Genomic DNA, 21,106 nt, shown 5'->3' on the forward strand with positions numbered 1-21,106 from the left:
CTCATGTCGGCGCCCCTCGATATCGATCAGCTCCAGACCTTCGTCGCCATTGTCGACACAGGCAGTTTCACCAAAGCCGCCGGACGGGTGTTCAAGACCCAGTCGGCCGTATCGATGCAGATGCGAAGGCTGGAAGAACGCATCGGCAAGCAGCTGTTCATCAAGGACGGCCGCGGCAACCGCCTGTCGGCCGAGGGCGACAAGCTCCTCAACTATGCGCGCCGCATCATTCGCTTGAATTCGGAGGCGATCGCCGCCTTCGACGACAACCGCCTCGAAGGCACGCTCCGGATCGGCACGCCGGACGACTATGCCGACCGCTACATGCCGGAGATCATCGGCCGCTTCGCCAAGACCCATCCGAACGTCGAGCTTTACATCGTCTGCGAACCCTCGGTGGACCTGGCGGAGAAGATGGCGAAGGGCGAACTCGACATCGCGCTGGTCACGCACAATCCGCAGCTCAGAACCTCCGACGTGGTGCGCACCGAGCCGCTCTGCTGGGTCGGCTCCGCCAACCATCCGCTGAAGGACGACGCGCCGGTGCCGCTCGCGGTCGGTCGCAGAGACTGCCAATGGCGGCAGATGGCCTGCTCGGCACTCGACGCCGACGGGCGCGACTATCAGATCCTGTTCACAAGCTGGTCCTCGACGGTCGTCACCGCCGCCGTGCTTGCCGGCATGGCCGTCTCGGTCCTGCCGGAATCGGCGCTGAGGACCGGCATGAAGGTACTGACGCAGAACGACGGCTTCCCGCCACTGCCGCCGGTGCAGATCGGTCTGATGAAGCGTCCGGGCCTTTCGACCTCGCTGATGAACGCAATCACCGACCACATCTCCGCCTGCCTCGACAACATCACGCCGAACACCGTCGAGGACGACCTGGAGAACGACGTGAAGACCCTGCCGCGCTATTATCCGCGCATGCGGGCCGGCAACATGATGCCGGGCTGGTAGGCTTCGGCGATTTCGCGGACGCGGTTCAGTCCGTGAACATGGTCTTCTGGACGTTCTTCTTCCATTCGTCGAGAATGCGGCGCGCGGTCGCTTCGTCCTCGATCATGGCGCGGCGGACCGTAGCCCCGGTGAGATAGACAAAAAGCATCACACGGACTTCGAGATCGATCGTGGTGTCCTTGGGGAGCAGCGGGCGAAAGATCGCACACAGGACCGATGTCAGTCTGGTCTGATGATCGGTGTTGAGACGCTGCAGGTCCGGGTCGGAGATCGCGGCCAGCCACACGGGCAGATAGACTGGGTCGTTGCGGAAGGTGGCATAGAAGGAGTCGACCGCCATGCCCAGCAGGGCCTCCACCTCCGAAAGCGAGGTGACTTTCGAAAACACCCGCTGCGCGCCGCTTTCGACGCGTTCCGTGTGTCGGTCGTGCAGCGCCCTGACAACGGCGGCGCGCTCGGGAAAGAACTGATAGAGAGAGCCGATCGGCACACCCGCTCGCGCGGCAAGATCCGTCATCTTGAGATTACCGACGCCGTTCTCGGCAATGAGGTGGACAGCGGCTTCCATGATCGCGTCCAGACGCTGAATGCTCCGTTCCTGCTGCGGTTTCTTGCGCAATTGCAGGCGCCCGCCCGATTTCTTGGTACTCATAACACCCGTCCCAGGCTCTGGAGAGAGCCTTCAGTGCACCGACTCGGTCCATCTAGACGTGGTTTTAGTCCCTTTGTTTTAAAAGGAAAGATTGCCTTTTAACGACACCTGAAAAAGCCGGGAGGGGCCGGAACGTTCGCATCGTTCCGGCCCCTCCCGTCCCATGGTTCATTCGCAATCCGGCAACTTGGATCGCCGGATCCTGCTCAGGCGATGTCGAAGCGATCGGCGTTCATCACCTTTGTCCAGGCGGCAACGAAATCCTTCACGAACTTTTCCTTGCTGTCGTCCTGGGCGTAGACTTCCGCATAGGCGCGCAGGATCGAGTTCGAACCGAGTACAAGATCGACGCGGGTCGCCGTATACTTGGTCGCACCGCTCTTGCGGTCGCGGATGTCGTAGCTGTTGCTGCCGGTCGGGACCCAGGAATAGGCCATGTCCGTGAGTGTGGCGAAGAAGTCGTTGGTCAGCGCCCCGACACGGTCGGTGAACACGCCGTGCGCCGTACCGCCGTAGTTGGTGCCCAGCACGCGCATGCCGCCGATGAGGACGGTCAGTTCCGGAGCGGTGAGCCCCATCAACTGAGCGCGGTCGAGCAGCATTTCCTCGGGGCTGACGACATAGTCCTTCTTCTGCCAGTTGCGGAAGCCGTCGGCGAGCGGCTCGAGCACTGCAAAGCTGTCCGCGTCGGTCTGCTCGGCGGTGGCGTCGCCACGGCCCGGGGCGAAGGGCACGGCGATATCGAAACCCGCGGCCTTCGCCGCCAGTTCGACGCCGACATTGCCGGCGAGAACGATGACGTCGGCAAGACTTGCGCCGGTTTCTGCGGCAATGCCTTCGAGGACCGTCAGAACCTTGGCGAGGCGGGCGGGCTCATTGCCTTCCCAGTCCTTCTGCGGGGCCAGGCGAATGCGGGCGCCGTTTGCGCCGCCGCGCTTGTCGGACCCACGGAAGGTGCGGGCACTGTCCCAGGCGGTGGCGACCATCTCGGCGATGGTGAGGCCGCTGTTGATGATCTTCGCCTTGACCGCGACGACGTCGTAGTCGGTGCGGCCGGCCGGGATCGGATCCTGCCAGATCAGGTCCTCGGCCGGAACGTCCGGGCCGAAATAGCGCGACTTAGGGCCGACGTCGCGGTGGGTGAGCTTGAACCAGGCGCGGGCGAAGGCGTCCGAGAAAGCCGCGAAGTCGTCCTTGAACCTCAGTGAAATCTCGCGATAGATCGGGTCGACCTTCAACGCCATGTCCGCATCGGTCATCATCGGCATGACGTGGATCGAGGGATCCTCGACGTCGGCCGGCTTGTCCTCCTCGGCAATGGTGATCGGCGCCCACTGGGACGCCCCCGCCGGGCTGTGCGTCAGCGTCCATTCATGCTTGAACAGCATCTCGAAGTAGCCGTTGTCCCACTTCGTCGGTTGCGTGGTCCAGGCGCCCTCGATGCCGGAGACGACGGTATCGCGGCCGATGCCCCGACCCTTGGTGTTCATCCAGCCGAGCCCCTGGAATTCCGGTCCTGCGGTTTCCGGATCGGGGCTGAGATTGGCGGCACTACCATTGCCGTGGGACTTGCCGATCGTGTGACCGCCGGCGGTGAGCGCCACGGTTTCCTCGTCGTTCATGCCCATGCGGGCGAAGGTCTCGCGCATCTGCGCGGCGGTCGCCAGCGGATCGGACTTGCCGTTGACGCCTTCCGGATTGACGTAGATGAGACCCATCTGGACGGCGGCGAGCGGGTTTTCCAGCGTGCCCGGCTTGGTGACGTCGCCATAGCGGCCGTCGCTCGGTGCCAGCCATTCCTTCTCGTCACCCCAGTAGGTGTCCTTTTGCGGATGCCAGATGTCCTCGCGGCCGAAGGCAAAGCCGAAGGTCTTCAGGCCGGCGACGTCGTAGGCGATCGTGCCGGCGAGCGCGATCAGGTCGGCCCAGGAGATCTTGTTGCCGTACTTCTTCTTGATCGGCCACAGCAGGCGGCGGCCCTTGTCGGTGTTGACATTGTCCGGCCAGGAATTGAGCGGCGCGAAACGCTGGTTGCCGACGTTGGCGCCGCCACGGCCGTCGGTCACGCGGTAGGAACCGGCGGCATGCCAGGTGACGCGGGCCATCATGCCGACATAGGAGCCCCAGTCGGCCGGCCACCATTCCTGGCTGTCGAGCATCAGCGCGCGAAGATCGGCCTTCAGCGCCTCGACGTCGAGCTTCTTCAGCTCTTCGCGATAATTGAAGTCCGGACCCAGCGGGTTCGTCTTGGTGTCGTGCTGGTGCAGGATGTCGAGGTTCAGTGCATTCGGCCACCAATCCATGACGGATTTGCCCATGGCGGTATTGCCGCCGTGCATGACCGGACATTTGCCGGTGGATTTCACGTGCTCGTTCATCTTGGCCTCCTGTTTTTCGCAAAAACGAGTGAACTGGGGCCACCATCGGGCATAAGTTCCATAATTTCCAATTGTATTTAATTGGATTGGCGATAAGGTATTCCTATCATGATTAGCATCCGTCAACTGCGCTACTTCGAGGCGCTCGCCACCACGCTTCACTTCGGCAAGGCGGCCGAAATGGTTCACATCAGCCAACCCGCCCTCTCCGCCCAGATCATGGAAATGGAGAAGCATCTCGGCGTGAAACTGGTCGAGCGAACCCGCTCCAGCACGCTGCTGACCGACAAGGGCCAGGAGGTTCTGAACCATGCACGCACGGTTCTGGCCGCGGTGGATCGCCTGGAAGAGGCGGCCCGGCGGTCGTCCGGCACGCTGGAGGGTCTGCTCAGGCTCGGCATCATTCCGACCGTTGCGCCCTATCTCGTGCCGCGAATGGTGCCCTATCTGAGACGCGAGCACCCGCTGATCGAGATCGAACTGAAGGAGGCGGTGACCGACCGGCTGCTCGGCGACCTCGCCGAGGGGCGGCTTGACGCCATCGTCGCCGCCATCCCGATCGAAATGGACAGCGTCGTGGCAAAGAGCCTTTTCGTCGACCACTTCTATATGGCGATGTCGGCCAATGACAGCGACGTACTCCTCTCACCGATGACGGAGACCGAGGTCGACCCCGACCGGTTGCTGCTGCTGGAGGAGGGCCATTGCCTGCGCGAACAGGCGCTTTCCGTCTGCAAGGCGGCGAGCAAGCGAAGCCTGGTCAACTTCGGCGCCACGTCCATGACCACGCTTTTGCAGATGGTGTCGAACGACATGGGCATGACGCTGATCCCCGAACTGGCGATCGAGACGGAAACGGCGCGCACGCCGATCCGCATCGTGCCCTTCGCAGACCCCGCGCCGTCGCGCGAGATCGGCCTCGTCTGGCGCCGTTCGAGCCCGCGGCGGGCCGATATGGAGGCGCTGGCGGAGGCGATCATGGCAAGCCGCGAGAGTGCGAGCGCGCGCCAGCCCGCAAACCAGCTGGCAAGAACAGCCGCATCCAGCCTCTAAAGCCCCGGAAGAAGGCCCTCGGCGCGCCGGGCCGCCTTCAAAAGCTCGTTCAGAGCGAGAAACCTGGCAAAACTCGCTATAAGGAATTTGTAGTTTTCTTGTAACCACAGCGAGCGTTCATCCGCTCACTCGAACCGAGGACCAGCCTTGAGCCTTTGAAACATCAAAGGGCGGTGCGGAAACCCGCGCCGCCCTTCGTCTTGGCGTGACGATCCTGTCGATCAGGCGAGATCGAGCACAATGCGGCCGTCGATCTTGCCCTCTTCCATGCGATGGAAGATGGCGTTGATGTTCTCGATCTTGTCCCAGGAGAAGTGCGCTGCAACCTTGCCTTCGCCGGCGAAGACCAGCGATTCCTCGAGATCCTGGCGGGTGCCGACGATCGAGCCGCGCACCGTGATGCGCTTCAGCACGGTTTCGAACACCGGCAGCGAGATGAAGCCCGGCGGCAGGCCGACCAAGGCCATCGTGCCCTTGGAGCGCAGGAAGCCGTAGGCCTGCTCCATCGCCTTCGGCGAGACGGCGGTGACGAGCGCGCCATGCACGCCGCCGGTCGCCTTCTGCACCTGTTCGATGGCGTCCTTGGCGGTGCCGTTGACGACCATGTCGGCGCCGAGATCCGTGGCGAGCTTCAGCTTGTCATCGAAGATGTCGGCGGCGACCACATGCATGCCCATGGCCTTGGCATATTGCACGGCCATGTGGCCGAGACCGCCGATGCCGGAGATGACCACCCATTCGCCGGGGCGCACTTCGGTTTCCTTCAGGCCCTTGTAGACCGTGACGCCGGCGCAGAGCACGGGTGCTGCTGCACCGAATTCGAGATTGTCCGGCAGGCGGCCGACGAAATCGGGATCGGCGAGGCCATACTGGGCAAAGGTGCCGTTGACCGAATAGCCGGTGTTCTGCTGGCTGCCGCAAAGCGTTTCCCAGCCGGTGCGGCAGGGCGAGCAGCAGCCGCAGGCGGTGTGCAGCCACGGAACGCCAACACGGTCGCCCTCCTTGATGCGGGAAACGCCGGCACCGAGCTTGGCGACGTAGCCGACGCCCTCATGGCCGGGAATGAGGGGCGGGCTGGGCTTGACCGGCCAGTCGCCATTGGCGGCATGCAGGTCGGTGTGGCAAACGCCCGTGGCTTCATACTTGACGAGGATCTGGCCCGGGCCCGGTTCCGGGATAGCCCATTCCTCGATGGTGAGCGGCTTGCCGAATTCCCGGACGACGGCAGCTTTCATCATTTGAGCCATTCTGATCTCCTCCTCTGTTCTCATAGACGCGAGGCGATGGGTGCACACCCTGGATCGCCGGTTCGCGCGCAGAATACACGCGCAGGGCGATACGAATTTGACGCGCATCAATTACACAAACGCTATGCATTGACGGGCGTCGCAATAATGCGACACCTCGCGGGACAGGAAGATGCTGCGCCGCAGCACTCAGCCGAGGTTTTTCCTGAGGAACTCGACAGTGCGCGACCAGGCGAGATCGGCCGCCGCCTTGTCGTAGCGGGCGGCGGAGGTATCGTTGTTGAAGGCGTGGTTGACGCCGTCATAGACGAAGATCTCGAAGGTCTTGCCGTTCTTCTCCAGCGCCGCCCTGTAGGCGTCGATACCGGCATTGATGCGCTCGTCGAGGCCGGCATAGTGCAGCAGCAGCGGCGCCTTGATCATCGGCACCTCCTCGGCCGGCACCTGGGAGCCGTAGTAGGCGACGCCGGCGCCGAGTTCCGGCGAGGCGACCGCCATGCGGTTCACCATGCCGCCGCCCCAGCAGAAGCCGATCGCGCCGACCTTGCCGTTGACCTTCTCATGCGTTGCCAGGAAGGCCCGCGTCGCCTCGCCGTTGGCAACCGTCGCGCCCATGTCGAGGGTCGAGAACATGTCTCGCGCCTTGTCCTCGTTTTCGGGCGTTCCGCCCTGCGGCGACAGGAAGTCGGGCGCGAGCGCCACGAAGCCTTCCAGCGCCAAGCGCCGTGCCACGTCGCGGATATGCGGATTGAGGCCGCGGTTCTCGTGGATGACGATCACGCCGGGCAGCTTTCCCGCCGCATCCTTCGGCACGACGAGATAGCCCTTCATCTCGCCGCCGGCGCCCGGATAGGTGATGTCCCCGGCCGTCAGGCGCGCGTCCATTTCCTCGACCATGGCAGCCTTTGCACCGCTGGCCGCCAGCATCGGCGCGATCGCTGCGGCAGCCGCGCCGGAGCCGGCCAGCAAAGTGAGCTTTTCCATGAAGCGACGCCGATCGAGCGTCAGATGGGTGTACTCGTCATAGGCGTTGATCATCGCCTGGGTGATCTTCGGCGTTTCCATGATGACCTCCGTTCCGCAACACGACGCCCGTCGCGTGCGGACGCGGGGGCAATCATCGGGAAGGATAGGGCAGCTTGCCGTCCGCGCGACAACAAAAGTCCGTTATCCGCGCGTGACCAGCGGTTTGAACAGGGCAAGCCGGAGCACGAGAATGACGGAAACGGCGAGGAACAGGAGCTTCACGCGCGTCATCCAGGGAAGAAGATCGGGAAGGAGCGCCGAAAGCGTCGGTCCGGGCGTCGCCGGGGGGAAATAGAGAAGAAAGCTCGCATTTTCGGCATAGTCGACGATGCCGTAGGCGATCGGCAAGAGGCAGAGCAGCCGAACATGGCGGACCTCAATGCGCCGGCCATAGAGCAGGGCGCCGGGGGCATAGCCGCGAAAGAGCAGGCAGAGCGAAAGCGTGAGGACCAAGGGCAGGACGAGGTCCGGGCCGAGATACATCAGTTGCAAAAGGTCGCGGGCATCGGCCCGCGCCGGATCGGCAAGCGCCGCCTGAAGGGCGAGCACCGCATCGGTCTCATAGCCGGACAGCCGGGCGTCGAGGAAGCTCCCTGCCCCGCTTAAGCGCTGGAACTCCGGATCGAGCCCGAAGAACATCCAGGCGAGAAGGGCGCCCGAGAGGGCGAGCAGCAGCAAGATCACCTTGTTCGTTCCCATGTGCCGCTCCCCTGCATCAGCCTATCTCATGCACCGCCCGGATAGTTCGGGCTCTCGCGGGTGATCGTCACGCCATGCGGATGGCTTTCGCGCAGACCCGCGCCGGAGATGCGCACGAAGGTCGCCTTTTCCTGGAAGTCCTTGATGTCCTTGCCGCCGACATAACCCATGGCGGCCTTGAGACCGCCGGCGAGCTGGTGCAGCACGGCCGAGACGGGACCCTTGTAGGGAACCTGGCCCTCGATGCCTTCCGGCACCAGCTTCAGCGTGTCGCGCACTTCCGCCTGGAAGTAGCGGTCCGCGGAGCCGCGCGCCATGGCGCCGACCGATCCCATGCCGCGATAGGCCTTGAAGGAGCGGCCCTGGTAGAGATAGACCTCGCCCGGGCTTTCGTCGGTGCCGGCCAGCAGCGAGCCAACCATGACCGCCGATGCGCCGGCGGCAATCGCCTTGGCCACGTCGCCGGAGAACTTCAGCCCGCCGTCGGCGATGACCGGGATGCCGTGCTTGTTGGCTTCCTCGACTGCCGCCATGACGGCTGCGAGCTGCGGAACGCCGACGCCGGCGACGATGCGGGTGGTGCAGATGGAGCCGGGGCCGATGCCGACCTTGACGCAATCCGCACCGGCATCGATCAGGGCGCGGGTGCCTTCGCCGGTCGCGACATTGCCGGCGATGATGCGAACCGCGTTCGACATCTTCTTCACCTCGGCCACCGCGTCGAGCACCTTCTGGCTATGGCCGTGGGCGGTGTCGACGACGATGACGTCGACGCCGGCCTCGATCAGGCGTTCGGCGCGCTCGCGACCGTCGTCGCCGGTCGAGATGGCGGCGGCGACCCGCAGGCGGCCCTGGGCATCCTTGGCGGCATTCGGATTGAGCTGCGACTTCTCGATGTCCTTGACGGTGATCAGGCCGACGCAGCGGCCTTCATTGTCGACGACGACAAGCTTCTCGATGCGGTGCGAGTGCAGCAGGCGCTTGGCCTCCTGCTGGTCGACGCCGTCCCTGACCGTGATCAGGTTTTCGCGGGTCATCAGTTCGTAGATCTTCTGGGCCGGATCGGAGGCAAAGCGCACGTCGCGGTTGGTCAGAATGCCGACGAGGCGGCCTGGGCGGCTGGTGCCCTCGACCACCGGGATGCCGGAAATGCCATGGGCACTCATCAGGGCCTTGGCCTCGGCGAGCGTCGCTTCCGGCCCGATGGTCACCGGATTGACGACCATGCCGCTTTCGAACTTCTTGACCTGGCGGACTTCCTCGGCCTGCTCGATCGGGGTGAGGTTGCGATGGATGACGCCCATGCCGCCCGACTGTGCCATGGCGATGGCCAGGCGGCTTTCGGTGACCGTGTCCATGGCAGACGACAGGATCGGCAGCGAAAGGTCGATGTCCCTGGCGATGCGGGTGGAGATATTGGTCTGACCCGGCATGATTTCCGAGTGCCCCGGCTGAAGCAGAACATCGTCGAAGGTGAGCGCTTCCGCGCCGGTTGCCGAGATTACGATCCGTGCCATTGCCAATTTCCTTCGGTTGAATAGGCAGAATCCGCCGGCAAAAGGAAAATTTTCCCCGGACGCTCCTGCATGAAATGCTTGGAAGTTGGCGAGGGCAGGTAACACGTTCATGACGGGAAGGGAATAGAAAAACGACCTGAGACCATCTGTCCACCATTCCATGGTCGGATGCGGGCGCCGGTGGCGGGGCTCCTGCCCTTTCTGGAGAGGAGCCCCGGCCGGTCAGATGTCGAACTGATAGCTCTTCGGCACGTAGCGATAACCGGTCTCGACCTTCTCGACATAGCCGACGGCCGGGAACGGCATGTGGTAGCCGAGGAAGGCGAGCTTGTCGGCGGCGATCATGTCGAACACCCGCTTGCGAGTCGCGGCGGCGGCCGCCTTGTCCATGTCGAACTTCACCTCCCATTCCGGGCGCTGGAGCGACAGGACGAAATGGTTCGCCGTGTCGGCGGCGAGCACCAGCTGGCGTCCCTCCGATTCCAGCCGGTAGATCATGTGACCCGGCGAGTGACCGAAGGCGGCCATGGCCGTGACACCGCTCACCACGTCGGCGCCGTCGGCGATGAAGGTCGTCTTGTCCGCCAGCGGCTTCACATTGGCCAGAACGCCCTTCTGGCCGCCTTCCGCCGGCGTGCCGGCGCGCGCCGGGTCGACCCAGAAATCATATTCCGCCTGTCCCGCCACATAGCGCGCATTCGGGAAGGCCGGCTTGCCGCCTTCCATGAGGCCGCCGATGTGGTCACCGTGCATGTGGGTGATGACGACGATCGACACGTCTTCGCGCTTGTAGCCGGCGGCCGTCAGACCCTCGACCAGGCGCCCCATGCCGTTGACGCGGCCCGCTTCGCCGAGACCGGTGTCGAACAGGATCACCTCGGAGCCGGTGTCGACCAGCACGGGAGCGAAACTGTTGACGAACTGGTCGGCCGGCAGGAAGTTCGCCTGCAGCAGCTCGGCCACGGTTTCCGGCGTCTGGTTCGTGCCGAAGGTCTCCTGCGGCTTGTCCGAGGCGCGCGCGCCGTCCTTGACCACCACGACCTGGAAGCCCCCCAGCTTGAAACGATGGGTCTCCGGCGGCATGGCATGGTCGATATCCGCCGCCTTGTCGGCACTCTGCGCGAAGGCGGCTCTGGTCATCAGCGATGGCGCCGCCAGCGCCGCCACACCGCCGCCGAGCAGCAATCTTCTGTTCAATGTGATCATCTCTTCCTCCTGCAAAAAACCAGCGGCACTTTTCCAGTCCACATGCGTTGCAGATAGAAGGCCGGAGGCGAATGGAAAGCCGCTTCACGCAGCCGTGATCATCGGCAGCGCTCCCTGCGGTTCGCCTGCAGCGCTGCCGATGACGGCTTCATCTCGTCCGCATGACATTTTCGCGATCAGCGAAATCCGCATTGGCAGCGCGAAAACACGCCGCTAGAAGGAGCGCATTCTCTCCGTCCCTTTTCGCACGGAAACAAACCTTCCGATGAACCGCATCGTTCCGCTCATCCTCGCCGTCGCGCTCTTCATGGAGCAGATGGATTCGACCGTGATCGCCACCGCGCTGCCGGCCATTGCCGCGGATCTCGGCGTCGGTCCGATCACGCTGAAGCTGGCCCTTACCTCCTACATGGTGGCGCTCGCCATCTTCATTCCGGTGAGCGGCTGGATGGCGGACCGGTATGGTGCCAAGAAGATCTTCCGCATCGCCATCCTGGTGTTCGTCGCCGGCTCGATCCTGTGCGCCATCTCCGGCTCGCTCGTCGCCTTCGTCACGGCCCGTTTCCTGCAGGGCATGGGCGGCGCGATGATGACGCCGGTCGGGCGTCTGGTGCTGCTGCGCACCACCAAGCGCAGCGAACTCGTCTCGGCGATGGCGCTCCTGACCATACCGGCGCTGGTCGGGCCGCTCACCGGACCGCCGGTCGGCGGCTTCATCACCACCTATTTCTCCTGGCACTGGATCTTCCTGATCAACGTGCCGATCGGTTTCATCGGCGTCTGGCTCTCCACCGTCTACCTGCCCGACGTGCCGCCGATTTCCACCGCGCCCATCGATCTCAAGGGTTTCTTCTACACCGCCATCGCCGCCTCCGGCGTGGTGTTCGGCCTGTCGGTGATGAGCCTGCCGGCACTGCCGATCGAGATCGGCATCGGCGCGACCGTCATCGGGCTGCTGGCGACGATCCTCTACCTGCTCCATGCGCGGCGCCATCCGGCACCGCTGCTCGATCTCGCCCTCTTTCGCGACGTCGCCTTCCGCACCTCGGCCCTCAGCGGCTCGATCTTCCGTATCGCCGCCGGCGCCATTCCCTTCCTCATGCCGCTGATGCTGCAGCTCGGTTTCGGCATGACGCCGTTCGAATCCGGCCTCATCACCTTCATCGGGGCGATCGGCGCGATCACCACCAAAATGCTGGCCCGCCGGGTGTTCGCCGCTGCCGGCTTCCGCAGCGTCCTCATCATCGCGGCGATCAGCGGCGCGGCGACGACGGCGGCCAACGCCTTCTTCACGCCCGCGACACCCGTCATCCTCATCATGGGCTTCCTGCTCGCCGCCGGCTTCTGCCGCTCGTTCTTCTTCACCGGCATCAACTCGCTCGGCTATTCGGAAATCGACGACAACCAGGCGAGTCAGGCGACCTCGATGAGCTCGGTCCTGCAGCAGATCAGCCTGGCGCTCGGGGTCGCGGTGGCGGCCGCCATTCTCGAGGGCAGCACGGCCTTTCACGGCCGCGCGCTGTCGCTTGCAGACTTCCACCTCGCCTTCGCGGTGGTGGCAGGGCTCTCGCTGATTGCCGTCCTTCCCTTCCTCGGCCTGGCGCGCGATGCAGGCTCGGCCGTGTCCGGACATGGCCGGCGCGCCGAGATCCCCGAGGACATCCCGGTCAAATAGCCTATTCCGGCCTTTCGCAGACCGCCGACAGCTTGTTGCCATCCGGATCGCGAGCATAGGCCGCGTAGAAATGGGCATGAAAGGGTCTGAGGCCCGGCGCACCCTCGTCCGAGCCGCCATGGGCAAGGGCGGCCTGGTGGAAGGCGTCGACCGCGGCACGGCTCGGTGCCTCGATCGCCGTCATCGATCCGTTGCCGAAGGTCGCTTCATTGCCATCGAAGGGTTTCGTCACCCAGAGCCGGCAGCGGACATCGCCGTCCGCGCCATAGCCGGCTTCCACGGCTTCCGTGCGCTGGCGCTTCAGCCCCAGCGGCAAGAGCGCCGCGTCGTAGAAGGCGATGGACCGCGACAGGTCATTGGTGCCAAGCGTCACGTAGAGCAGCATTTGGGTTGAGCCCTTCAGTCCGGCCTATTCGTCGCCGGCCTCGATCTCGTCCATCTCCACCTCGGCATCGGCGGTCTCGTCGGCGGGCGCCGCGGCGCCCGGCTTGCGGCCCTTGAAGCCCTTGGCGAGCAGGAACATTTCGACCGATTCGGCGCGCGACGAGCCGGGCTTGATGTGCACCACCTGGCGGAAGTTCTGCTTCAGCAGGTTGAGCAGGTCGCGCTCCGTGCCGCCCTGGAAGGTCTTGGCGAGGAAATGGCCGCCCTCGGCCAGAACCTCGATGGCGAAATGGGCCGCCACCTCGCAGAGATGCATGGTGCGGATATGGTCGGTCTTCTGATGGCCGGTGGTGGGGGCCGCCATGTCGGAGATCACCACGTCCGGCGTGCCGCCGACCGCCTCGATCAGCAGACGCGGGGCTTCCGGATCGAGGAAGTCGAGCTGCAGGATCTTCACCCCTGGCAGCTGCGTCATCTCGAGGAAGTCGATGGCCGCGACGCGGATGTCGTCATCGGTCGAGCCGGTGACATTGGCGGCGATCTGCGACCAGCTGCCCGGGGCAGCGCCGAGGTCGATGATGCGTTTCGCGCCCTTCAGGATGTGGTGCTTCTCGTCGATCTCCAGCAGCTTGAAGGCGGCGCGCGCACGATAGCCCTCGAGCCTTGCCCGCTGGACATAGGGGTCGTTGATATGGCGCTCGAGCCAGCGCCGCGACGAGGCCTTGAGCTTGCCCTTCTTGACCTTCTGGCCGAGCTTGCGCCCGGTGCGGTTGCCTCCGATCGGTGGCTTGGTCATGGTCAGCGCTCCCTGTCGTGCGACGGGCGGCGGCGGCCGCGCCGCCAGACCCCGTCGTCGGCCATCATGTCGGTCAATAGTCCCTCGCGCAGCCCCCGGTCGGCGACGCGCATGCGGTTCGACGGCCAGCGGCGGCGGATCGCCTCGAGGATGGCGCAGCCGGCGAGAACGAGGTCGGCGCGATCGGGCCCGATGCAGGGATTGGCGGCCCGGCCGGCATAATCCCAGGACAGGAGCTTGGCCTGCATGGCAGTGACTTCCGAATCGCTCAGCCACAGGCCGTCCACCTTGCGGCGGTCATAGCGCGGCAGGTCGAGATGCACGCCGGCGAGCGTCGTCACCGTGCCCGAGGTGCCAATCAGGTGAAAATCCTCCGGCGGGCGGCCGCTCCGGTCGGTGAGCGGCGGGCAGTCGAAACGGGCGAGCATGCCCTCGACCTCCTGCGTCATCGCCTCGAAGATCTCCGGCGTCACATGCTGGCCGCCATGGCGCTCCGACAGCGTCACGACGCCGACCGGCAGCGAGGTCCAGTGGGTGATGTGGTTGGCGAGCCGGCTGGAGCGGTTCTCGCCGATCGAGATCACGGCGATCTCGGACGAGCCGCCGCCGATGTCGAACAGCACGACGGAACGCGCTTCGCGCCCGACCAGCGACGAGCAGCCGGACACGGCAAGCCGCGCCTCGGTCTCGCGATTGATGATTTCCAGCTCCAGCCCGGTCTCGACCAGCACGCGCGAGAGAAACTCCTCGCCATTGTCGGCGGCGCGGCAGGCCTCGGTGGCGATCAGCCGCATGCGGCGGATGTCGCGGCCCGCGAGCTTGGCGGCGCAGACCTTGAGCGCCTCGACGGCGCGGTCCATCGCCTCGGCCGAAAGGCGGCCATGGGCGCCGAGCCCCTCGCCCAGCCTGACGATGCGCGAGAAGGCATCGACGACGCGGAACTGGCCGGGACGGGTCGGCTGGGCGATCAGCAGGCGGCAATTGTTGGTGCCAAGGTCGAGCGCGGCATAGAGATCGTCCGGCCAAGGCTCGGCGCCCGGCGACGCGCGGAAACGCTCGTTCGAAGCCGGACCGCGCCGCTGACCCTGGGCATGATGGGTGTTGTGGCCGGAGGGGGCTGGGACGGGTGCCGGTGCGGAGCGCGCCGTCTGTGCCGGAGCGGCCGGGGCGAGCGGCCGGCCCTGCGGACCACGTCCGCCGCGGCTGCGGCGACGCTTCTTGCCGGGCTTGGCCTCGCCCGCCGGCGATGCGGCAGGGGCGAGCGCGTCCGGCTGCGGCCGCACGGCCGGCGAAACCTGTTCCGGGGATATTGCGGAAGCCTGGGCCGACCGGCCGCGCCGCCGCCGCTTGCGCTTGCGGACCGGACCTTCGGCCTCCTCGATATCGGGACGTCGCGACGCGTGTGGCTGTGCCGCCACCACTTCCAAAGCCGGTTCGGCGGCGCCCGAAGTCTTCGGAGCGCCCTTTCTGGCCTTGCCGCGCCGGCGGGAACCTCCGCCTTTGCGTTTACCCGTCGACGTCCCCTCGCTTGGCGGCCTGGAGCCGCGATCGGGGTCTGTCACTGAACTTTTCCGTTGCACCGCGCAAGGCCCGATAGAGGCATGCCGCTGGCGCCATGTTCGATTTTCGTTGGGAAAATAATATCAGCGCCGGGCGTTTTAGCCAAACTGTTTTTCCACAGCCATAAAACCGTGGTTTCAAGCGCTGCCGGCCCCTGCCGCCGCCCGCCCCGGCGCGCTTCGCAACGCGCCTTTGCCCGCACGGGCGGAATGCACTCGCGCGGGCGCGATTTTTTTTCAAAACAGCTATTTGCAAGTCGCCGGCTTTTGTTTATAAGCCCGCCTCACCGACGGGTCGCACGCTTGCGCGGCCCACTGCTGGGGAATAGTTCAACGGTAGAACGACGGACTCTGACTCCGTTAATCTTGGTTCGAATCCAGGTTCCCCAGCCAATTCTCCCTAAAACCCCTTAATTCCTTGATTTTCCAGTCGTGCCGGATATCGTTTTGGCATCATTGGCGACCTGATGCCCAGAACTGATGCCCAAAGGTGATGCCCACGACTGTTGATTTCCACTGAGAGCTGACCCGGCGTTTCCACCGAGAAGTGGCTCTGACTCACATTTGCTGCTGTTTGGGGCGACGCTTTCGCTGATTCACCGGAGGATCAGCAATGCGACATCGGTTCCAGCGCACGAGCCTCGCGCCGCCTGGCTTTGCAGTAGACGAAGTGATGGTTGTTGGGGAATGCGTTCAAGTTCGGCTCCGATCACGCTATCCCTCAGGGTCTTGTCCGGACTGCGGACGACCAAGCCGGAGGGTGCAAAGCAGATATCTGCGACGGCCAGCTGATCTTCCCCTCTGCGGCCGGCGAGTAGAATTGACGATCGTGGCGCGTCGGTTCTGGTGCGATGCAGTTCTTTGCGGACGGCGCATCTTCTGCGAGCAGTTTGATAGCGGCGTCTTGGCTCGGTATGGCCGGCGCACCCAGCGGCTAGAGACAATTGTTCACCACCTCGGCTTGGCGCTGGGCGGAAGACCTGCTGCCGGCTTTGCCAATCGTTTGATGGTTCCGGTGAGCAACGACACGCTGCTGCGGGTGGTTCGCCGCCGCATTGCTGACCAGAACGATGAACTCACCGTCATAGGCATTGATGACTTTGCCTTCAGGCGCGGCCAGACCTATGGAACGATCGTTTGTGATCTAGAGCGGCGGAGGCCTGTCACCCTGTTGCCGGATCGTGCGCTGGATACGTCTCGGAGATGGCTTGCCGAGCATCCGTCGATATCGATCGTCGCTCGCGATCGAGGCGGTGGCTATGGTGAGGCCATAGCGAAGGCCTTGCCCAATGCCGAGCAGGTCGCCGATCGCTGGCACCTGATGGAGAATTCCAGCCGGGCCTTCCTCGATGCAGTCGGCAAGTCGATGCGCCAGATCAGGCAGGCGGTCGGCAGCAATGTCGTTGACCCGAAGCTTTTAACCTACGCTGAAAAACTGCAGTACGAGGGATATCTGCGCCGCCAGGAAACAAACGAGGCGATCCGGGAGATGTCGAAGAAGGGAACTTCAATTCGACAAATAGTCCGGCAAACCGGCCATAGTCGGAAGATTGTCCGCGACGTTCTGAGGGGCCAGCGCCTCGATGTCTTCCGGACACGGCCCAGCTCATTGGATAGCTGGCTGCCGTGGCTCAACGGCCGCTGGGACGAAGGCGTGCGGAACGCCTTGGCGCTCTGGCGGGAGATGAAAGCGAAAGGCTTTCCGGGACAGAGCGGTGTCGTCTCCCAATGGGCTCAGCGGCGCCGTCTTGCGGAGAAAGCCAACCAGAGCGGGCTTGCGCGAACGCCATCGGCCCGGGTCATTGCCCGGTTGATGACAACCGCGCGCGATGACTTGGCGAAACCTGAAGCGATCCTGGTTGCGGCTATCGAAGTGAACGTTCCGGAACTGATAGTCGCCCGTGCGGCCATCGGCGAGTTCCAATCCATGATCCGTTCGAAAACAGCGCGAAAGCTGGATGAATGGGTTGAAGCTGCCAAGAACAGCCTGGTCGGATCGTTTGCCGGTGGCGTTGCGAAAGATCTCGACGCCGTGCGAAACGCAATTCTCTCACCTTGGTCGAACGGACAGACGGAAGGTCAGGTCACACGATTGAAGCTTATCAAACGCCAAATGTATGGGCGAGCCAAACTTGATCTGCTGCAGGCCCGATTGATCGGTGCAGCGTAAGCTCCGACGCCAGCAAAAGTGCGTCAGAGCCAATTCTCAATGGAAATATCAGGCTGCGCCGGGTCAGCTCTCAGTGGAAATCAACACATTTGCCACAGCGCTATTCCGACGTTTCGCAAATAAACCTAGCATTGATAATGATCGATGAAATCGACTGACTATTGGTCAACGGCTTCTGGAGAAAGCGCGAGGAGACTGCCCGGTCCAGGCTCGAAACGCACGAGACATCGATGCCGCATCCGCATACCCAAGGCCCCCGGCGACCGCTCCCAACGATATCTTTTCGTTCCTGAGCAGAGTCTCAGCGGTCCGGCGGCGTTGCTCCTGCACGACGTCGCGAAATGTCTTCCCTTGATCATGAAGACGGCGCTGGAGCGTGCGAGGTCCCATTCCGAGCCGGGAGGCGACGGCCTCCAATGTGACTTTCCCCTGTTTCATGCACCGCATGATGGCATTGGAAACGGCATCGTCAAAGGTTTGTAGAACCGAGTCGCCAATAAGGTCGGTGAGATGCTGTTCGATGATGGCGATTGCGGCTGCATTCGCCGAGGCGAACGAAAGATCGAGATCTTCCGAACGGATCAACATTCGGTTGATCGGCTGCTCGAAGCGAACCACCGCCCCAAAGAATTGTGACATCTCGCTATGGTCGCGCGGACCAGCATGCTCGAAGTGCACTTCCTCGGGCGCCCAGCCTTTCCCGAGGCGGCTACGGGTCAGCGCACAAATCAGCGCAAGCGTGAATTCAGAGTCGTGACGCCGCGGCCAGATTGCCGGATCCTCGATCTGGTATTCCAGCCATGTTTCGTCACCTTCGATGCGAAGTCCCAGTCTGGTGCTGCTTTGCAGCGCAGGGAAAAACCGGCTGAAGCGGACGATGGCGACGCGCAGCGACTGCATCATGGTGTAGAGAACGCCGACAGGGCCCAAGTCCTCCGGTTTGATGGTCTCTCCAAGGCGCATCCCAAGCAGAGGCTGCCGGCTCAGGCGTGCCGCATCCTCGAAGAAAGCAACATAGCTCTTGAGCGACACCGGATCGTAGGGGTCTTCGAGGGTAGCTCTCGACAGATTGTGTCGCATCAAGACGTCGTCAGTCGGAAACTGCCTCGCTTCCAATGCATCGACCACGACACCGAGGACCGAGGAGCGGATGCTCGCCAGCGGTTGCAGACCTGCCTCGTAGGATTTCGTCAGGCGTGGAGGCATCGACGTATTCCCGGGACTATCTGCTGCGACGCGGTATCTGCCGCGCACATCGGTTCGCGGAGGATTTGTTCAAGGAATACAGCCGTTTCGAGCATGTCATCGCCAATCACAGACGGCCAAAAACAGGTCAAACTCGAACGCATTCGCACAAAATTTGCGCACGATAAAAGGAAATGCAATTGGCACGTATTGCATCCGTTTTGTCGCATTTTGCAATTTTCTTGACGAAATGCAAGTGTATCATTTGTCAAGTGTCAAATTAGCTCATGCGGACATAACTCTTCAGAATACTTAGACTAAACGGATCCAAGCCGTGCGCCTTTAAGTTGAAGAAAGCTGATCTGGGCGAAATTTGAAGTAAATGTGGCTTTGCGAAAGCTCGTCATCGCCACTCAAAACAAACAAGACCTGGGAACAAAGTAATCCTGCGCGCCGATGCGTGCTAGGAGAGGAGAAATAGTGCCATGAACATCGAAAACGCCGTCAAGAGCGGCAGCGATCACCGCTGCGCAAAATCCGGGCAATCGGAAGCTGCCGTCCACCCTCTCGATCCTTTGAGCACGACGGAACTGGCAAAGGCGACCGGCATCCTGCGACAGGAGAAGGGACTGGGAGGCACCTGGCGTTTCCCCTATCTGCAATTGCAGGAACCGGATAAGGCCGAGGTCGTTGCATTCGAACCCGGCAAGCCGTTCAGCCGAAAGGCCTTTGCGCTGGCGCTCGACCGCGCCACAGGCGACACTTTCGAGGCGATCGTTGATCTTCACGCCGGAAAGGTGACGAGCTGGGAGAAGCTCGACATCGAGACGCGGGGCCAGGCGCCGATCATGATCGAGGAATTCGATACCTGCGTCGAGATTGTCCAGAACGATGCGGCCTGGCGCGAAGCCGTGAAGAAGAGAGGCCTCACCGAAGCCGACATCGAAAACATCCAGATCGATCCGTGGTCCTTCGGCTATTTCGGCGATGACGAGAAATACCGTGGCAAGCGGCTGATGCGCGGCGTCGCTTTCCATCGCAACAAGAGGACGGACAACGGGTACGCCCATCCGATCGAGGGGCTGGTGGCCATCATCGACCTCAACGAAGGCAAGGTGATCGAGCTTCTTGACGATGGCCCGGCCGCGCCGATCCCACAGGATATCCGCAACTACGACACCCCCTCCCTCGGCGAGCCGCGCGAAGGCCTGAAGCCCCTCCACATCGTCCAGCCTGAGGGTGTCAGCTTCTCCGTCGACGGCTGGAGGGTGAACTGGCAGAATTGGGAGTTCCGCGTGGGCTTCACGCCGCGCGAGGGCCTCGTCCTGCATGAGCTCGGTTATCGCGACAACGGCAAGCTGCGACCCATCATCTACCGCGCCAGCGTCACCGACATGGGCGTTCCCTATTCCGATGAAGCTCTCAACCACTACTGGAAATGCGCGTTCGATGGCGGGGAATACGGTCTCGGTCGTCTGGCCAACCAGCTCGAACTCGGTTGCGACTGCCTCGGCGCCATTCACTACTTTGACATTCCATCGGTCAACGACTTCGGCGAGCCGATCGTGATGAAAAACGCGGTCTGCATGCACGAGGAGGATTACGGCACGCTCTGGAAGCATTACGAGTTCCGTACCGGCGTCTTCGAAATCCGCCGTTCCCGCCGGCTCGTCATCAGCTTCTTCTGCACCGTCGCGAATTACGACTACGGCTTCTACTGGTATCTCTACCAGGACGGGACCATCCAGCTCGAGGCAAAACTCACGGGCATCATCCAGACGGCGGCGGTAACGCCGGGCCAGAAGCCGGTCGGCGGCATGGTGACGCCGGAGATTTACGGCCCGTCGCACCAGCACTTCTTCAGCGCCCGCCTGCACATGATGGTCGACGGTGAGAAGAATTCGGTGGTCGAGACCAACGCAACGCCGCGTCCGATCGGCGAAGGCAACAAATGGGGCAATGTCTTCAACATCGAGACCACCATGTTGAAGACGGAACTGGAGGCTTGCCGCGACGCCAACGGCGCGACCGGACGTTTCTGGAAGATCGTCAATCCGAACGTCAGGAACTCGGTCGGCAACAATCCGGGCTACAAGCTGATCGCCGAGCACAATCCGGTCATCCTCGCCGATCCGGAAAGCCATATCGGCAAGCGGGCGGGATTTGCCCGGCATCATCTGTGGGTAACGCCCTACGACGAAAAGGAACGCTACGGCTCCGGCGACTATCCGAACCAGAACAAGGGCGATGGCCTGCCGGTCTGGGTGCAGCAGGACCGTCCGGTCGAGAATACCGATCTCGTCGTCTGGCATACGTTCGGCCACACGCATGTCTGCAAGCCGGAGGATTTTCCGGTCATGCCGGTGATGTATGTCGGCTTCCGACTTCAGCCGAACAACTTTTTCGAAGCCAACCCGGCCATGGATCTCCCGGCCGTGCGCGACCACGCGAGCGTGCTTGGAAGCGGTTCGGCCTGCTGTCACGCAGCCGAGTAAGCTCGCTCCCTTCGTTCCTGGCCAACCTAGTCAAGCGATCCGTGCATGGGGCACCCATGCACGGATATGGGGGGGAAGCGTGCCTAATCATAGCGAACATCAAGAGG

Annotated in this window: 16 protein-coding genes and 1 tRNA gene; 6 read left to right on the forward strand and 11 right to left on the reverse strand. The window is 63.3% G+C overall.

The features are described 5' to 3' along the window. Positions 1-3 precede the first annotated feature (3 nt). Positions 4-957, forward strand: a complete 954-nt coding sequence (locus tag AC07Y0_RS15055) for a LysR substrate-binding domain-containing protein (RefSeq protein WP_498678565.1) — start codon at positions 4-6, stop codon at positions 955-957. 25 nt (positions 958-982) lie between these two features. Here the strand turns inward: AC07Y0_RS15055 and AC07Y0_RS15060 are convergent, their stop codons facing one another. Both AC07Y0_RS15060 and katG read right to left on the reverse strand, forming a co-directional pair. Next, positions 983-1,609 carry a TetR/AcrR family transcriptional regulator gene (locus tag AC07Y0_RS15060; RefSeq protein ID WP_498678566.1) on the reverse strand — a complete coding sequence of 209 codons (627 nt, stop codon included), beginning with the start codon at positions 1,607-1,609 and terminating at the stop codon, positions 983-985. Between the two features lie 206 nt (positions 1,610-1,815). Continuing rightward, the gene (gene katG / locus AC07Y0_RS15065) at positions 1,816-3,987 is read right to left on the reverse strand and encodes a catalase/peroxidase HPI (RefSeq protein WP_498678567.1); all 2,172 of its coding nucleotides are present in this window, start codon (positions 3,985-3,987) and stop codon (positions 1,816-1,818) included. Positions 3,988-4,095: 108 nt separating this feature from the next. Here katG and AC07Y0_RS15070 point away from each other — a divergent pair, with 108 nt between their 5' ends. Beyond that, the gene (locus AC07Y0_RS15070; RefSeq protein WP_498678568.1) at positions 4,096-5,040 is read left to right on the forward strand and encodes a hydrogen peroxide-inducible genes activator; all 945 of its coding nucleotides are present in this window, start codon (positions 4,096-4,098) and stop codon (positions 5,038-5,040) included. A 221-nt stretch (positions 5,041-5,261) separates the two neighbouring features. On the opposite strand, the gene adhP is transcribed toward AC07Y0_RS15070, so the two are convergent. From adhP to AC07Y0_RS15095, 5 genes are all read right to left on the reverse strand, one after another. Further along, positions 5,262-6,287 carry an alcohol dehydrogenase AdhP gene (gene adhP / locus AC07Y0_RS15075; RefSeq protein ID WP_498678569.1) on the reverse strand — a complete coding sequence of 342 codons (1,026 nt, stop codon included), beginning with the start codon at positions 6,285-6,287 and terminating at the stop codon, positions 5,262-5,264. A gap of 189 nt (positions 6,288-6,476) precedes the next feature. Next, positions 6,477-7,352, reverse strand: coding sequence for a dienelactone hydrolase family protein (locus AC07Y0_RS15080; RefSeq protein WP_498678570.1), 876 nt, complete (start codon positions 7,350-7,352; stop codon positions 6,477-6,479). Between the two features lie 102 nt (positions 7,353-7,454). Continuing rightward, positions 7,455-8,012 (reverse strand): hypothetical protein, encoded by a 558-nt coding sequence (locus AC07Y0_RS15085; protein WP_498678571.1) that lies wholly within the window; start codon positions 8,010-8,012, stop codon positions 7,455-7,457. A gap of 26 nt (positions 8,013-8,038) precedes the next feature. After that, positions 8,039-9,529 carry an IMP dehydrogenase gene (gene guaB / locus AC07Y0_RS15090; RefSeq protein ID WP_498678572.1) on the reverse strand — a complete coding sequence of 497 codons (1,491 nt, stop codon included), beginning with the start codon at positions 9,527-9,529 and terminating at the stop codon, positions 8,039-8,041. Positions 9,530-9,751: 222 nt separating this feature from the next. After that, on the reverse strand, positions 9,752-10,735 hold the full coding sequence (locus tag AC07Y0_RS15095; protein WP_498678573.1) for an MBL fold metallo-hydrolase: 984 nt from the start codon (positions 10,733-10,735) through the stop codon (positions 9,752-9,754). A gap of 265 nt (positions 10,736-11,000) precedes the next feature. On the opposite strand from AC07Y0_RS15095, the gene AC07Y0_RS15100 reads away from it, so the two are divergent. After that, positions 11,001-12,410, forward strand: a complete 1,410-nt coding sequence (locus AC07Y0_RS15100) for a DHA2 family efflux MFS transporter permease subunit (protein ID WP_498678574.1) — start codon at positions 11,001-11,003, stop codon at positions 12,408-12,410. Position 12,411: 1 nt separating this feature from the next. Here the strand turns inward: AC07Y0_RS15100 and AC07Y0_RS15105 are convergent, their stop codons facing one another. The 3 genes from AC07Y0_RS15105 to AC07Y0_RS15115 are packed head-to-tail and all read right to left on the reverse strand — an operon-like array spanning position 12,412 to position 15,152. Next, positions 12,412-12,795: a VOC family protein gene (locus tag AC07Y0_RS15105; protein ID WP_498678575.1), complete on the reverse strand. Its 384-nt coding sequence runs from the start codon at positions 12,793-12,795 to the stop codon at positions 12,412-12,414. Between the two features lie 24 nt (positions 12,796-12,819). Beyond that, the gene (locus tag AC07Y0_RS15110) at positions 12,820-13,590 is read right to left on the reverse strand and encodes an RlmE family RNA methyltransferase (protein ID WP_498678576.1); all 771 of its coding nucleotides are present in this window, start codon (positions 13,588-13,590) and stop codon (positions 12,820-12,822) included. A 2-nt stretch (positions 13,591-13,592) separates the two neighbouring features. Then, entirely contained in the window at positions 13,593-15,152 is a 1,560-nt protein-coding gene (locus tag AC07Y0_RS15115; protein ID WP_498678577.1) for a Ppx/GppA phosphatase family protein, read from the reverse strand. A 316-nt stretch (positions 15,153-15,468) separates the two neighbouring features. Between AC07Y0_RS15115 and AC07Y0_RS15120 the strand changes: the two genes are divergently transcribed. Further along, positions 15,469-15,542: transfer RNA gene (locus tag AC07Y0_RS15120), tRNA-Gln, on the forward strand. A 220-nt stretch (positions 15,543-15,762) separates the two neighbouring features. Continuing rightward, complete coding sequence (locus AC07Y0_RS15125; protein ID WP_498678269.1) at positions 15,763-17,319, forward strand: ISL3 family transposase; 1,557 nt, start codon at positions 15,763-15,765, stop codon at positions 17,317-17,319. A 165-nt stretch (positions 17,320-17,484) separates the two neighbouring features. Here AC07Y0_RS15125 and qhpR read toward each other — a convergent pair whose 3' ends face one another. Beyond that, positions 17,485-18,525: an AraC-like transcriptional regulator QhpR gene (qhpR, locus tag AC07Y0_RS15130; protein WP_498678578.1), complete on the reverse strand. Its 1,041-nt coding sequence runs from the start codon at positions 18,523-18,525 to the stop codon at positions 17,485-17,487. Between the two features lie 464 nt (positions 18,526-18,989). Here qhpR and AC07Y0_RS15135 point away from each other — a divergent pair, with 464 nt between their 5' ends. Beyond that, positions 18,990-20,999, forward strand: coding sequence for a primary-amine oxidase (locus AC07Y0_RS15135; protein ID WP_498678579.1), 2,010 nt, complete (start codon positions 18,990-18,992; stop codon positions 20,997-20,999). Positions 21,000-21,106 lie beyond the last annotated feature (107 nt).

It is taken from the genome of Allorhizobium sp. GW101-3B10, from assembly GCF_059424725.1.

What these genes read in the sequence shown, in the direction of transcription:
- AC07Y0_RS15055 (WP_498678565.1), top strand. Translation starts at nt 4, where the DNA reads ATGTCGGCGCCCCTCGATATCGATCAGCTCCAGACCTTCGTCGCCATT.
- AC07Y0_RS15060 (WP_498678566.1), bottom strand. Translation starts at nt 1,609, where the DNA reads ATGAGTACCAAGAAATCGGGCGGGCGCCTGCAATTGCGCAAGAAACCG.
- katG (WP_498678567.1), bottom strand. Translation starts at nt 3,987, where the DNA reads ATGAACGAGCACGTGAAATCCACCGGCAAATGTCCGGTCATGCACGGC.
- AC07Y0_RS15070 (WP_498678568.1), top strand. Translation starts at nt 4,096, where the DNA reads ATGATTAGCATCCGTCAACTGCGCTACTTCGAGGCGCTCGCCACCACG.
- adhP (WP_498678569.1), bottom strand. Translation starts at nt 6,287, where the DNA reads ATGGCTCAAATGATGAAAGCTGCCGTCGTCCGGGAATTCGGCAAGCCG.
- AC07Y0_RS15080 (WP_498678570.1), bottom strand. Translation starts at nt 7,352, where the DNA reads ATGGAAACGCCGAAGATCACCCAGGCGATGATCAACGCCTATGACGAG.
- AC07Y0_RS15085 (WP_498678571.1), bottom strand. Translation starts at nt 8,012, where the DNA reads ATGGGAACGAACAAGGTGATCTTGCTGCTGCTCGCCCTCTCGGGCGCC.
- guaB (WP_498678572.1), bottom strand. Translation starts at nt 9,529, where the DNA reads ATGGCACGGATCGTAATCTCGGCAACCGGCGCGGAAGCGCTCACCTTC.
- AC07Y0_RS15095 (WP_498678573.1), bottom strand. Translation starts at nt 10,735, where the DNA reads ATGATCACATTGAACAGAAGATTGCTGCTCGGCGGCGGTGTGGCGGCG.
- AC07Y0_RS15100 (WP_498678574.1), top strand. Translation starts at nt 11,001, where the DNA reads ATGAACCGCATCGTTCCGCTCATCCTCGCCGTCGCGCTCTTCATGGAG.
- AC07Y0_RS15105 (WP_498678575.1), bottom strand. Translation starts at nt 12,795, where the DNA reads ATGCTGCTCTACGTGACGCTTGGCACCAATGACCTGTCGCGGTCCATC.
- AC07Y0_RS15110 (WP_498678576.1), bottom strand. Translation starts at nt 13,590, where the DNA reads ATGACCAAGCCACCGATCGGAGGCAACCGCACCGGGCGCAAGCTCGGC.
- AC07Y0_RS15125 (WP_498678269.1), top strand. Translation starts at nt 15,763, where the DNA reads ATGCGACATCGGTTCCAGCGCACGAGCCTCGCGCCGCCTGGCTTTGCA.
- qhpR (WP_498678578.1), bottom strand. Translation starts at nt 18,525, where the DNA reads ATGCCTCCACGCCTGACGAAATCCTACGAGGCAGGTCTGCAACCGCTG.
- AC07Y0_RS15135 (WP_498678579.1), top strand. Translation starts at nt 18,990, where the DNA reads ATGAACATCGAAAACGCCGTCAAGAGCGGCAGCGATCACCGCTGCGCA.